The sequence below is a fragment of the Brevundimonas sp. genome (assembly GCF_046295595.1).
In the GTDB taxonomy this organism is placed as follows: domain Bacteria; phylum Pseudomonadota; class Alphaproteobacteria; order Caulobacterales; family Caulobacteraceae; genus Brevundimonas.
Map to the genome: position 1 here is coordinate 187,072 of NZ_JBKBMX010000002.1, position 12,737 is coordinate 199,808.

Below are 12,737 nucleotides of genomic sequence, written 5' to 3' on the forward strand. Positions count from 1 at the left end.
GCCCCCGGACGGTCGACCCACACCCTTTCGCGCCAGAACGACGGCTGCGCCGCCGTGCGCTCAAGCCCTCTCCCAATGGGAGAGGGGGACGCGGAGAGGCCATCCCTTGTCGTTATCGTCAATCGAGTTTTGACGGTCATTGACCGCTAACCCAAACCGGGCTGGAGTCAGCTGGTCGGGACGCCGGTCCGAATCGCAATCAGGCGGCGTCCCGATCCGGCGGTCTCCCTTCCACAAGGAGACCTGAGCAGACGGCCCTTCGGTTCCATCCCGGAGGGCCGTTTGTGCGTTCGGATATAGCGAACTCTGAGAGCCTACAGACCGCCGACTCTCGGTCAAGGTCTCGATCTGTTCTGCGGTGCCGGTGGTGCTTAGCCTGGGTTCCGAGCGACCCGCCGAATAATCGTCGGCTGCGAGACGCGGTGAAGCCGCCCCCAGACGGTCGACCCTCACCCTTTCGCGCCAGGACGACGGCTGCGCCGCCGTGCGCTCAAGCCCTCTCCCAACGGGAGAGGAAGCGCGGTGCTTCCGTGCGACCCGAGCAGGCAGTGTTTGAAAGAGCGACTCGCTCTATCGTTGTTTTATGAACGACGTTGAAGAACAACTGGCCGCGCTATTTTTCCCGTACGCGACGAAGAAGCAGAATGACGTCCGAAATGGGAGAACCCGTTTTGTACATTACACAACTGCTGAAGCCGCCGTCGGAATAATACGAAACCGAGAAGTGTGGATGCGGCGCACGACAACCATGAACGACTACATGGAGGTAGAGTACGGTTTTGAATGTCTGAATGCTGCCTACAAAGGTGAGGCGGCCGCTAAGATGAAGGCCGCCTTGGACGAAGAATTTCCAGGCACGTGCGAGGAACTTGAGAGCAAGTTCAATCTTTGGCTTCCCTCGTTCCGGAGTGAAACTTACGTCACCTGCATCTCGGAACACGATGACAATGAAGATGGAATAGGCCGCCTCTCGATGTGGCGAGCATACGGGTCAACCGCGGGCGTCGCGATTGTCTTGAACAGTACGGCCTTCGCCACGGCCAGCGACGCCATTCGGGCCTATACGAGCCCCGTAGCCTATCTCAGTAGCGCGCAGTTTTATCGAGAATTCGGTCTGGTGAGCGAAGGCATCGCGAATAGCCGGGAGCTATGGCGCGATCTCGGCCAAGAGAACGTCATAGACGCGGTTTTTCAGATGATGCGGTTCTCGACAGTCTGCACCAAACACCCCGGGTTCCACGAGGAACGAGAGTGGAGGATCATCCATACTCCGGCGCTTGAGGCAACTGACAGGCTACCGTCCAATGTTGAGGTGGTCCGGGGTATCCCTCAGTGTGTTCACAAAATTCCGCTGCGGAATTATCCAGACGAAGGGTTCGTAGGAGCAGAGGTCCCAGAACTAATCGAGCGCATAATCATAGGCCCGGCGGTCGACGCGTGGTCGATGCGCGATGCGTTCGTCCGCCTACTAGAAGACGCAGGAACCACCGATGCAGGTTCCCGAGTCGTCGTATCGGATATTCCGCTTCGCTAGTCGTGCTCGGGATGACAAAGAGCCCGCCTAGTGCACCCGCGCCTTCCCGATCTCCAGCCCGCCCTCCCCGGCTGACACGCCAATCACCGATCCGTCCTCGATCTCCCCCGCCAGCAGCTTCCGCGCGATCGGGTCGACCAGTTCCTTCTGGATGACGCGCTTCAGCGGCCGAGCCCCGTACACCGGGTCGTAGCCCTTGTCCGCCAGCCAGGCGGCGGCGCTGTCGTCCAGCGCCAAAGTGAGCCGCCGGTCGGCCAGCAGCTTTTCGAACCGTCCCAGCTGGATGCGCACGATCCCCGCCATCTGCCCGCGACCCAGCCGCCGGAACAGGATGATCTCGTCGATGCGGTTGAGGAATTCCGGGCGGAAATGGGCGCGGACCTGGTCCATGACATAGGGGCGGACGGCCTCGACGTCGTCGCCTTCGGACTGACCCGCCAACGCCTCGGAGCCGAGGTTGCTGGTCATGATGATCAGGGTGTTGCGGAAGTCGATGGTGCGGCCCTGGCCGTCGGTCAGGCGGCCGTCGTCGAGCACCTGGAGCAGCACGTTGAAGACGTCGGGGTGGGCCTTTTCGACCTCGTCGAACAGCACGACCTGATAGGGGCGGCGACGCACCGCCTCGGTCAGGGCGCCGCCCTCGTCATAGCCGACATAGCCGGGAGGGGCGCCGATCAGGCGGCTGACGCTGTGCTTCTCCATATATTCGGACATGTCCATCCGGGTGATGGCGGCCTCGTCGTCGAACAGGAATTCGGCCAGGGCCTTGGTCAGCTCGGTCTTGCCGACGCCGGTGGGGCCGAGGAAGAGGAAGCTGCCCAGCGGGCGGTTGGGGTCGTTGAGGCCGGCGCGGGCGCGGCGCACGGCGTCGGCGACGGCGGCGAGGGCCTCGTCCTGGCCGACGACGCGACGGGCGAGGGCGGTCTCCATGGTCAGCAGCTTCTCGCGTTCGCCCTCCAGCATCTTGTCGACCGGGACGCCGGTCCAGCGGGAGACGACCTGGGCGATCTGTTCGGCGTCGACGACCTCGGGGGTCAGGGAGGCGGCGCCGGAACCCTCAGTGGCTTCGGCCTCAGCGAGCTGCCTCTCCAGAGCGGGAATTTGGCCGTAGGCGATCTCTGAGGCGCGGGCGAGATCGCCGGCCCTCTGCGCCTTGACCAATTCGTCGCGTAGACGGTCGACAGCCTCACGCAGCTGACCGGTTGCGCCGACCTTGTCTTTCTCGGCCTTCCAGCGCGCCGTCATCTCGTCTGACTGGACCTGCAGGTCGTCGATCTGCTCATCGAGGCTGGCGAAACGGCTGGCGAAGGCGTTGTCAGGCTTGCCGCGTTCCTTGGCCACGGCTTCGGCCTCAGTCTTGAGCGCCTGACGCTCCATCAGCAGCTGGACCAGGCGGCGGTCGATCTCGTCGAGGGCCTCGGGCTTGGAATCGACGGCCATGCGCACGCGCGACGCGGCCTCGTCGATCAGGTCGATGGCCTTGTCGGGCAGGAAGCGGTCGGTGATGTAGCGGTTGCTGAGGGTGGCGGCGGCGACGATGGCGCCGTCGGCGATGCGCACGCCGTGGTGGACCTCGTACTTCTCTTTCAGGCCGCGCAGGATCGAGACGGTGTCCTCGACGCTGGGCTCCTCGACGAAGACCGGCTGGAAGCGGCGGGCGAGGGCGGCGTCCTTTTCGACGTGTTTGCGGTATTCATCGAGGGTGGTGGCGCCGACGCAGTGCAGCTCGCCGCGGGCGAGGGCGGGCTTGAGCAGGTTGGAGGCGTCCATGGCGCCGTCGCCCTTGCCGGCCCCGACGAGGGTGTGCATCTCGTCGATGAACAGGATGATCTGGCCCTCGGCGGCGGTGACCTCGGCGAGCACGGCCTTGAGCCGCTCCTCGAACTCGCCGCGGTATTTGGCCCCGGCGATCAGCGAGCCCATGTCGAGGGCCATGACCTTCTTGTCCTTGAGGCTCTCGGGCACGTCGCCGTTGACGATGCGCAGGGCCAGACCCTCGACGATGGCGGTCTTGCCGACGCCGGGCTCGCCGATCAGGACGGGGTTGTTCTTGGTGCGGCGGGCGAGGACCTGGATGGTGCGGCGGATCTCCTCGTCGCGGCCGATGACCGGGTCGATCTTGCCGTCGCGGGCGGCCAGGGTCAGGTCGCGGGCGTAGCGTTTGAGGGCGTCGTAGGCGTCTTCCGCCCCGGCGGAGTCGGCGGTCTTGCCCTTGCGGATCTCGTTGATCGCCTCGTCGAGCTTGTCGGGCGTGGCGCCGACCGAGGCGAGGACGGTGGCGGCGACCCCGCCCTCGCGGGCGATGGCGCTGAGCAGGCGTTCGGTGGTGACGAAGGCGTCGCCGGACTTCTTCGAGGCGGCCTCGGCGGCGGCGAAGACGCGGGCCGTGTCGCCGTCGAGATACAGCTGGCCCGAGCCGCCGGAGACCTGGGCGCGTTTGGACAGGGCGGTCTCGACGGCCTTCTCGGCTTTCGCGGGGTCGCCGCCGGCGGCGGTGATCAGATTCCGGGCGAGGCCGTCGCGCTCTTCCAGCAGCACCTTGAGCAGATGTTCGGGGGCGAACTGCTGGTGCCGGCGGGCGAGGGCCAGCGACTGAGCGGACTGGACGGCCTGTTTGGCGCGGTCGGAATAGAGGTCGAGATTCACGGCGTGTCCCCTCGTGAGGCGGAGTGTGAGCCCAGGGACGCCCTTTCAGGAAGCGACGCCTTGAGATGCCGCAAATCTGGGTGTGGCGATCGGGTCACACAAGGGGGTCGGAGCCCCCTTGGACGATCAGCCGCCGGTAGGGGCGGCCGAGAAGTCGAACTGCTCCGGCGGCCGGCGCTGGCCCGAGCCAAAGCTCCAGGTCAGGCCGATATAGGCCGCCCGGCCGCCGAAGATCATGCTGGTGCGCTCGGTGAAGGTCGGGGTCTCGATGACGGTGGTCGCGCCGAACTCGTCGAACAGGTCGCGGACGGTGGCCTGGAAGGACCAGTCCTTGTTGAGCTTGCGACGGTAGCCGAGGTTGACGAGGGTCGCCGTCTCGCGGACGCCCTGGGCCAGCAGCTGGTCGCCGGTCCAGATGCTGGAGACCTGCAGAAAGTCGTTCTGGCTCGGCTGCCAGTTGAGGGTCAGGCGGCCGGACACGCTCTCGTCCTCGCGATCGGTCGCGCCGGGAATGCCGGCGGCGTCGATCGACTGGCGGAAGGCGTTGATGCTGGCGTTGTAGCGCAGGGTCGGGTGCAGGGCCCCGTTGGCGACCAGCTCGACGCCGGTCGAGACGCTGGAGCCGAGGTTCTCGGGCCGGGTCAGGAAGACGCCGCCGCCGAGGTCGCTGGTCACCTGGGTGAAGGCGTCCCGGGTGTCGCGATGGTACAGGGTGGCCTGATAGAAGGTCTGCTGCACCCGCTTCTGCCACATGACCTCGAAGGAGTCGGTCTCCTGCGGCAGCAGGTCGGGGTTGCCGGAGCGGCGGTTGAGGCTGTCCTGATATGTCAGGAATGGATTCAGGTCCTGCGGGCCGGGGCGCTGGATGCGCCGGCTGTAGCTGCCGCGCAGGCTCTCGCCCTCGCCGATCATGTACTGCAGGTGCATGCTCGGATAGGCGCGGAAATAGTCGTTGGACGACTGGATGTCGGTTGTCACCTGGTCGAGGTCGATGTCGGCCTGTTCCAGCCGCAGGCCGAACTGGGCCGACAGGTTTTCGCCGAACGGCCGCTCCCAGGTGGCGTAGAGGGCATGGACCGCCTGGTCGACGTGGAATTCGTTGGAGACGACCGGATCGGGGGTCAGGCTGGTCGGCGTCGGCCCGCGCGCCAGAGAACTGTCGAGCTCCAGATTCAGGGCCTGCAGCTCATAGCCCGCGCGCAGCTTTCCACCGTCCGACATCGGGCGGACGTAGGCGCTGGTGATTCCCAGCATGTCCTGGCGGTTCTCGTTTTCGATGTCCTCGTAGAAGGGCGCCGCCGCCGGAATCTGCTGGTCGGCAAAGGTATCGAAGTTGAAGTCGAAGGCGTTGCGATCGAAGCGGACCTCGTTCGACCACTCGTGGCCCTGGTCGTCGAAGCGGCGCAGGATCCGGCCGGTGACGCCCGAGAACTGGCCGGCGAAGCCGCCGTTCGAGGTCCTTCGATAAGCCGCGGCGACGCCGCCCGCGGCGTTGTCCGCCTCATAGAGATCGAGGGCGTCGGCGTTGGTGCTGACGTCCGTGTGCCGAACCTCGGCGACCAGTTGCGTCTTGTCGTCAAGATTGTGCTCTGCCGAGAAGCGCGTGAAGAGGGCGTCGGCCTCGCCGTCGACGTTCTGGGACTGGCGCGCCTCGAGGAACTGGCCGGAGCCGGCGTCGAAGGTCGTACGAAGGCGTTCGATCTGCTGCTCGAAGGCGTCGTGACGCAGGCCAACATCGGCGGTCAGGGTCGTCTTGCCGATCACATGGGCGATATTGCCGCCGATATTCCAGCGGCCGTTGTCGCCGATATTGGCGCGCAGCGAGCCGGTGGTCGTCTGGCCCTGACGCACGGCGTTTGGTTTGGAGATCAGGTTGATGACGCCTCCCGAGCCCTCGGGGCTATAGGCCGCCGACGGATTGGTCATGACCTCGATGCGGGCGTATTGGCTGGCCGGAACCTGCTGCACCATCTGGCCGCGGCTGGGGCCGTTGAACTGGGTCGCGGGCCGTCCATCGATCAGGATGGTGACATTGGCGTCGCCGCGCAGGCTGACGTTGCCGTCGGGATCGACCTCGACCGACGGGATGTTGCGCAGGGCCTCCGCGAGGGTTCCGGTCTGGGCCTGGAGGTCATCCGCGAGGCTGTAGCTGACCGAGTCGATGGAGGTGCGCACGTCGGTGGCGCGGCCCTCGACGACCACGTCCTCGACCTGCGCCTCCTGTTCGGGGGCGGGCTGCTGAGCCGGGGGGGTCTGGGGCGCGGGCGTCGTCTGGGCGAAGGCGGCGCCCGACGAGACGGCGAGAGCTGTTCCGACGAGAAGCATGAATTTGAAGGACATTTTGAGAACCCTCGATTGAGCGCCGCAAGCATGCGTTGGCTTTAAGTTAGACTTAAATACACCCTCGGCGGTTGAACAGTTACATCGCGTTAATTTCATTACGGATTTTTCAGAACTTGACACCTTTTCGCCGTATCCTGACGCAGAGGCCGGGCGGCGACCCGATGGCGCGCGGGTGGGGATGACGCCGAACGAACCGCGGGCTAGCGTTGCGGCCTGATTTTCGGGAGCGTCTTCATGTCGATCCGCCTCACGCGCCGCGCGGCGCTGGTTTCTTCGGCCGCGGCCGGGGTCGCCCTGCCGTCGCTGTCATGGGCCCAGACCGGGCCGGCCCTGGCGGGGGAGGCGCTGGCCGAGGCGGTCGACGCCTATGTGAAACAGGTCATGGCCGCCTTCCCGGACCAGCCGGCGGTGTCGGTGGCGGTGGTCAGGGACGGGACGGCGGTGCTGACGCGCGGCTATGGCGTGCGAGCGATCGGCGGGGCGGCGGTCGACGAGAACACCCATTTCGCCATCGCCTCCAACACCAAGGCGGTGACGGCGGCGGCCCTGGCCATCCTCGTCGACGAGGGCAAGGTGAAATGGGACGCGCCGGTGCGGGCGTATCTGCCCGACTTCGCCCTGTCGAAGCCCGAGCTCAACGACATGGTCACGGTGCGCGACCTGCTCAGCCACCGGATCGGCTTCGGCCTCGGGGCCGGCGACCTGCTGTTCTGGCCCAACAGCGACCGCACCCGGGCGGAGATCATGGCCGCCGTGCCACATGTGCCGATCGAGGACCAATTCCGCACCGCCTACCACTACTGCAACCTGATGTTCGTGGTCGCCGGCGAGGTCGTCGCCGCGGCCTCGGGGATGCCGTGGGAGGCGTTCGTGCAGACGCGCATCCTCGACCCGCTGGGCATGACCGAAACCCTGCCGCTGATGAAGGCGGCGGACCCGGCGACCTCGGCCCTGCCGCACGGGCGGATCGGGCCGCCGCTGCGCTATCAGGGCGAGATGCAGACCATCGGCCAGTCGATCCAGGAGGTGTGGAACTGGAGTTCGGCCGGGGCGGCGGGCGGCTTCGTCACCAACCCGGTCGACTGGGCCAAATGGATCGCGGTGCAGCTGAAGCGCGGCGAACTGCCGGACGGGTCGCGGCTGTATGCCGAGGCGCGCGGAAACGAGATGTGGCGGCCGAACATCATCATCTCCAACTCGGCCGGGCCGACGGCGGAGCTGCCGGGGCGGGCCATCGCCTCGACCTACGCCATGGGCTGGCAGGTGCAGGACTATCGCGGCGAGCGCTTCATCACCCATGGCGGCGGGGCGCCGGGCTATGTCTCGGGCACGGTGCTGCTGCCCGGGCGCGACGCCGGGTTCAGCTATTTCACCAATGCCGAGGAAGGGTTCCTGACCCGGGCCCTGCGCAGCGGCATCGCCGACATCATCATGGGCAAGGTCGACTTCGACTGGATCGCCGACGGGGTCCGGCTGCAGGCCGAGGGCGACGCGAAATCGATCGCGGCGGCGGCGGAGATCGAGGCGAAACAGGCGGCGGGGGCGGCCCCGTCGTTGCCGCTGGCGGCCTATGCCGGGACGTGGCGCGATCCCTGGTACGGCGACATCACGATCGAGCGGCGCGGCGGCGGTCTGTGGCTGGCCTTCAGCCGCACGCCGACACTGCAGGGCCCGCTGGAGGCGTACGACGGCGAGACGATGCGGACCCGGTTCCCCGACCGGCGGGAGGAGGATGCGTTCATCAGCTTCACGCTGGAGAACGGCGCCCCGGCGACGGCGACGATGAAGGCGGTCAGCCCGGACGCCGACTTCAGCTACGACTTCCACGACCTGCGGCTGAGTAAGGTGTGATGATTGCGATCCTCGCTACCGCATTGTTGGCCTCGACATCCGCTTCGGACAGGCTCCACGTTCAGCAGACGAGCGAGGCGATAGTGGTGCAGGCGATGGACGAGCAGCGCTTCTGGGTGATTATGGATCGGGCCGCCGTCCATAAGTCCGACCCGGACCGACAGGTGGCAAGCCTTCGCTCGGAGCTTGAGACGTTGACGGCCGAGGAGGTCCTCGCCTTCCGCAGCGCCTTCGAGGTGCAGTTGGCGCGGGCCTACACCTGGGACCTGTGGGCCGTGGCCTACGTCGCGCATGGCGGCGCGTCTGACGACGGTTTCGAATATTTCCGACGCTGGATGGTCTCCCGGGGGCGGGCCGCCTTCGAGCGGTTGCTGGCCCATCCCGACGACCTGGCCGACATGGTGGCCGCCGATGCTGACGGGGTTCTTGAGTTTGAGGAGATTCTCTACGTCACGGACGAGGTCTGGAGCGAGAGGACCGGCCTTGATCCGGCTGAAATGCCCATCCAGATGGAGTCCACGACATTGGGACGGGAGCCATTGGGCGTTCCGTTCGAGGACGACCCGGACCATCTGGAGCGTCGCGTTCCAAAAACATGGGCGCGGTTCGGCGATCGGCCGCTAGGCTAGAGGGCTCCGGGCGCGAGCGCCCTGCCGCGATCAGCCTACTCCGCCGGCCGTCGCCCGGCTTCGAGGATGGGCATTCCGGCTTCGGTGGGGATGTAGATGACCTCGCGGCCCTGTTTGCCGGCGGTCTCCTCCAGCATATGGATGTAGGACCAGCGCAGGTAGTTTTCCGGGCCGCCGAGGCTTTCGGCCATGATGCGATTGGCCTCGTTGGTGCCGCGGGCGCGGGCGATCTCGGCCTGGGCGGTCAGGGTGGCGGAGTCGAGCGCGGCCTGGGCCTCGAGCACGCGGATTCGGCGGTCCTGCACCGCCTGCTCATAGGCCGCCTTGCCCTGCATCTGCTTGGAATAGACGTTGTAGGTCGGCATGCCGATCAGGGCCGCGGCGGCGACGATGACCACCAGAATGACGGCGCCGATGGTGAGGCTGAAGCCACGCATGAAATATCCCCCTGAATGCGGAAGCGGATCCGCCTCCCGTCAGTCCAGACTCGCCGCAGCGGCGGCGGGGGTCAAGGGTGGGCGGCGGCGCCGTCCGGGGATGCCGGGGCGCGCGGATCCAGCAACACCCCGGCGACCGTGGCGGCCAGCAGGCGCGGGGCCAGCGGCAGGCGGGCGACCTTGCCCAGCACATGGTCGCGCACCCACGGCAGCAGCCGGCCGTCGGCCTGGTAGAAGGGGGTGAAGCCGAGGCTGAGCGCCTGGTACAGCCGCACATGCCAGCGGCGGGCGCGGGCGTAGGCGTTCAGCACCGTCGGCAGGTCGCGGTGGCGGGTCAGGGCGTCGGCGAGGGCGCGGGCGTCGAGCAGGCCCATGTTCACGCCCTGGCCGAGCTGGGGGCTGGTGCAGTGGGCCGCGTCGCCGATCACGGCCAGCCGCTCGCCGACCGGCCGGGCGAGGGTCTGGTGGCCGTAGGACGCCAAGGTCATCTGCTCGCGGTCGGTGACAGCGTCCAGCACCGGCGCCAGCTCGGGCCAGAGACGCAGGCAGTGGTCCTTCCAGACTTCCAGCCCGAGGGCGTGCCAGTCGGGCCAGATTTCGGTCTTCAGGCTCCAGAAGAAGGTCGCCAGCGGCGCGTCGGGGGCGCCGGGCAGGACGCCAGTGGGCAGGACGCCGAGCATGCGGCTGGCGCCGAGATAGACCTGCTGCAGCGCCGTCGGATCGAACGGCGCGCCGGGCCAGGGCACGGTGGTCCACAGGGCGCCCCAGGCGAGGTCGCGCCGGCCGACGCCCATGCCGTAGGCGATGGCCGAGCGCGCCCCCGAGGCGTCGACGACGAGGTTGAACGGCGCGCTGCGGCGACCGGCGCTGTCGACAAGGCGGCCGACGTCGGCGGCGACGATCTCGCGGTCGGTCTCGAAATCGACCCCGGCCTCGACGCAGGCCTCGTACAGGATGGCGAACATGGCGGCGCGATGGATGCCGATGGCCGGGCGCGCGTGTTTCAGATCGCTGTAGCGGACGTCCAGCACGACGCGGCCCCGGCGGGCCTCGCGGCCGAAGATGTGGTCGATGCGCTGGCCGAGGGCCTCGACCCGCGGGGTCAGGCCCAGCCCGTCCAGCACGTGCAGGCCGGTGGGCTGGAGCATAAAGCCGGCGCCGACGGGCCGGGGGGCGGCGAACCGCTCGTGGACCATGACGCGCCGGCCCTGCCGCGCCAGCATCAGGGCGACGGCAAGGCCGGTGGGGCCGGCGCCGACGACAGCGATGTCCGCCGGGCGGGGCCGGCGCGGCGGCGACGGAATGTCGAGCGGGTCCGCGCGAACGCGTCGCGGTTTTCGAGCCTTCGAGACGTCAGTCTCCGATGCGGCCTCCGACGCGGCCGGGATCACCGGCTGGGCCCGCGACTTGCGAGGTTTCGGGCCCGGCGTCTTCGTCACGCGGGGACGAGTTCGATCAGGTCGAGGTTGGACTCATACTGCGGCCACGGCAGGACCAGCCGCCAGCGGCGCTCGCCGATCCGCTCCAGCACGGCGACGAGGTCGCGGTCGGGCCGCTGGCCATAGGAGTTGGCCGCCGGTTCCTCGGCCAGGGCCATGGAGCCCAGCAGCACCATTTGGCGCTCGTCCTCCGGGAACAGCAGGCCCGAGGGGCGCTGGCTGCCGGTCAGCTTGCTGAATTTCAGGCCGGCCGGCGTCTGTTCGATGCGGCAAGCGAACCAGCCGTAGACCACATAACCGAGACCGTCCTCGCCGCCCTGGGAGCCGAGCTTGACGGTGCGGCAGCGATAGTCGCCGGGCGGCGGCGCGACCGGAGAGCGCCCGGCGTCGGGGTCGATCAGGTCACCGGTCGAGGCGAGGTCGCCCGAGCCGCGCTGGCGGTCGGCCTGCTGCAGGGCGAGGGACCAGGCGGCACCCAGTCGGGTGTAGCGGTCGCGGTCGCGGGCGGTGACGACGCCGCGCCAGTCGCGCAGGACGGGGCTCGCGTCGGGGCCGCCGGGAACGGGCGGCGGCGGCGGCGGGGGCGTGGCGCAGGCGGCGATCGTGGCGGCGGCGAGGGCGATGAGAATCGACGGCCGGAACAGGCGAGGCATGCGGCGCTCCCGTAGGGTCAAGGCCCGTCACGCCTCATGGGGAGAGGCCGGCGGGCGTCCGTGAACGTACAGACGCCCCTTGGACCCGGACCGGCGCGCGAGGTCAAGCGCGTCGGGCCACAGGGCGGGCGGTCGTCAGCCTTCGTCGGCCGGGACCTCGGCCTTGCGGCGCGGCGCGCGGCGTTTGGGCGCGGGGGCCTCGCCCTCGCCGCCCCCGGTCGGACCGTCGGTCGTCGTGGCGGTCGGGCGGGTCAGGAAGCCGGGCAGGGCGGTCGGGGCCTCTTCGACGGCGGCGTCCGACTCCTCGCGACGCGGGCGGCGCGCGCGGGGCGTCCGTTCGGCCTTGGGCGCGGCCGGTTCGGCGTCGCGGCTGTCGTTCGACGTCTCGGCGACGGGGGCGTCATCGGCGGTCGGGGCGGCGTCGGTCTGGTCGCCCTCGCCGCGCTCGTTCTGGAAGCGCAGATTGCGCTCCTGCTGCCGGCGCTCCCAGCGCTCGCGGCGGGTCTCGCGGCGGCCGCCTTCGCCGGCGGCGCCCTCAGCGCCCTCGGCGCGCGGAGCCTGGTCGCGCGGCTCGCGCGGCTGGTCGTCGCGGTCGCGCCATTCGCGGCGCGGCTGGTCGGCCTGACGGTCGTTCGGGCGGTCGTTCTGGCGATCGTACGAGCCGCCGTTCTGACGCTCGCCGTTCTGACGTTCCTCGTTGTCGCGCTGACGCGCCTCGGCGGCGGCGACCCGGTCGGCCTCGGCCTTTTCGGCGGCCATGATGGCGGCGGCCTGGGCCCCGGTCTCGTCCTCGAAATCGATGTCGAAGCCCTGGCCGGCCAGTTCGCGCTGGGCGATCTCGGACACCGGGCGCGAGGGCTGCAAGGCGCGCAGGACGCGGAAATAGTGTTCGGCGTGCTGGGTGTAGTTCTCCGCCAGCACCCGGTCGCCGGCGGCCGAGGCGTCGCGCGCCAGCTGCATGTAGCGCTCATAGACGGTCTGGGCGTTGCCGCGGACCTTGATGTTCTCGGGCCCTTGCGAGTCCCACGAACGGTTCGGGTTGGTGGCGTTGGCGTTGTTGTTTCCGCCGCCGCTGCCGGGCTTTCTGTTGCGTCCGCGCTGACGCTTCATGCCCTTGAAATCTCTCATCGGACGCTCGTGCTTTGTATAAGGGACGGTCGGGGGCGTGGGCCGCCGGCGCTGTCCGTCTGGTCGTTCCGCTTCGT

General features: G+C 68.4%; 9 protein-coding genes. 3 read left to right on the forward strand and 6 right to left on the reverse strand.

Annotation, left to right across the window (positions count from 1 at the left end; translation table 11 throughout):
* Positions 1 to 583 precede the first annotated feature (583 nt).
* On the forward strand, positions 584 to 1,534 hold the full coding sequence (locus ACK4JY_RS02150; protein ID WP_409602554.1) for a DUF2971 domain-containing protein: 951 nt from the start codon (positions 584 to 586) through the stop codon (positions 1,532 to 1,534).
* A gap of 27 nt (positions 1,535 to 1,561) precedes the next feature.
* On the opposite strand, the gene clpB is transcribed toward ACK4JY_RS02150, so the two are convergent.
* Together clpB and ACK4JY_RS02160 are read right to left on the reverse strand one after the other, a co-directional pair.
* Complete coding sequence (gene clpB, locus ACK4JY_RS02155; RefSeq protein WP_409602555.1) at positions 1,562 to 4,180, reverse strand: ATP-dependent chaperone ClpB; 2,619 nt, start codon at positions 4,178 to 4,180, stop codon at positions 1,562 to 1,564.
* A 126-nt stretch (positions 4,181 to 4,306) separates the two neighbouring features.
* A complete protein-coding gene (locus ACK4JY_RS02160) occupies positions 4,307 to 6,520 on the reverse strand; it encodes a TonB-dependent receptor domain-containing protein (protein ID WP_409602556.1) in 2,214 nt (737 codons plus the stop codon).
* Between the two features lie 237 nt (positions 6,521 to 6,757).
* Between ACK4JY_RS02160 and ACK4JY_RS02165 the strand changes: the two genes are divergently transcribed.
* Both ACK4JY_RS02165 and ACK4JY_RS02170 read left to right on the forward strand, forming a co-directional pair.
* Positions 6,758 to 8,374: a serine hydrolase gene (locus tag ACK4JY_RS02165; RefSeq protein WP_409602557.1), complete on the forward strand. Its 1,617-nt coding sequence runs from the start codon at positions 6,758 to 6,760 to the stop codon at positions 8,372 to 8,374.
* The gene (locus tag ACK4JY_RS02170) at positions 8,374 to 9,003 is read left to right on the forward strand and encodes a DUF4240 domain-containing protein (RefSeq protein WP_409602558.1); all 630 of its coding nucleotides are present in this window, start codon (positions 8,374 to 8,376) and stop codon (positions 9,001 to 9,003) included. Before ACK4JY_RS02165 ends, ACK4JY_RS02170 begins: the two co-directional genes overlap by 1 nt.
* 35 nt (positions 9,004 to 9,038) lie before the next feature.
* On the opposite strand, the gene ACK4JY_RS02175 is transcribed toward ACK4JY_RS02170, so the two are convergent.
* The 4 genes from ACK4JY_RS02175 to ACK4JY_RS02190 form a co-directional block, all read right to left on the reverse strand.
* Complete coding sequence (locus ACK4JY_RS02175) at positions 9,039 to 9,440, reverse strand: hypothetical protein (protein ID WP_409602559.1); 402 nt, start codon at positions 9,438 to 9,440, stop codon at positions 9,039 to 9,041.
* Positions 9,441 to 9,511: 71 nt separating this feature from the next.
* Complete coding sequence (locus ACK4JY_RS02180; protein WP_409602560.1) at positions 9,512 to 10,879, reverse strand: FAD-dependent oxidoreductase; 1,368 nt, start codon at positions 10,877 to 10,879, stop codon at positions 9,512 to 9,514.
* The gene (locus ACK4JY_RS02185) at positions 10,876 to 11,532 is read right to left on the reverse strand and encodes a DUF4893 domain-containing protein (protein WP_409602561.1); all 657 of its coding nucleotides are present in this window, start codon (positions 11,530 to 11,532) and stop codon (positions 10,876 to 10,878) included. The genes ACK4JY_RS02180 and ACK4JY_RS02185 overlap by 4 nt, the downstream gene beginning before the upstream one ends.
* A gap of 135 nt (positions 11,533 to 11,667) precedes the next feature.
* Entirely contained in the window at positions 11,668 to 12,660 is a 993-nt protein-coding gene (locus tag ACK4JY_RS02190) for a DUF4167 domain-containing protein (RefSeq protein WP_409602562.1), read from the reverse strand.
* Between the last annotated feature and the right edge of the window lie 77 nt (positions 12,661 to 12,737).

Excerpts from the sequence above, each read along its gene's own strand:
- ACK4JY_RS02160 (WP_409602556.1), bottom strand. The coding sequence starts at position 6,520 with ATGTCCTTCAAATTCATGCTTCTCGTCGGAACAGCTCTCGCCGTCTCG.
- ACK4JY_RS02170 (WP_409602558.1), top strand. The coding sequence starts at position 8,374 with ATGATTGCGATCCTCGCTACCGCATTGTTGGCCTCGACATCCGCTTCG.
- ACK4JY_RS02190 (WP_409602562.1), bottom strand. The coding sequence starts at position 12,660 with ATGAGAGATTTCAAGGGCATGAAGCGTCAGCGCGGACGCAACAGAAAG.
- ACK4JY_RS02185 (WP_409602561.1), bottom strand. The coding sequence starts at position 11,532 with ATGCCTCGCCTGTTCCGGCCGTCGATTCTCATCGCCCTCGCCGCCGCC.
- ACK4JY_RS02150 (WP_409602554.1), top strand. The coding sequence starts at position 584 with ATGAACGACGTTGAAGAACAACTGGCCGCGCTATTTTTCCCGTACGCG.
- ACK4JY_RS02175 (WP_409602559.1), bottom strand. The coding sequence starts at position 9,440 with ATGCGTGGCTTCAGCCTCACCATCGGCGCCGTCATTCTGGTGGTCATC.
- ACK4JY_RS02165 (WP_409602557.1), top strand. The coding sequence starts at position 6,758 with ATGTCGATCCGCCTCACGCGCCGCGCGGCGCTGGTTTCTTCGGCCGCG.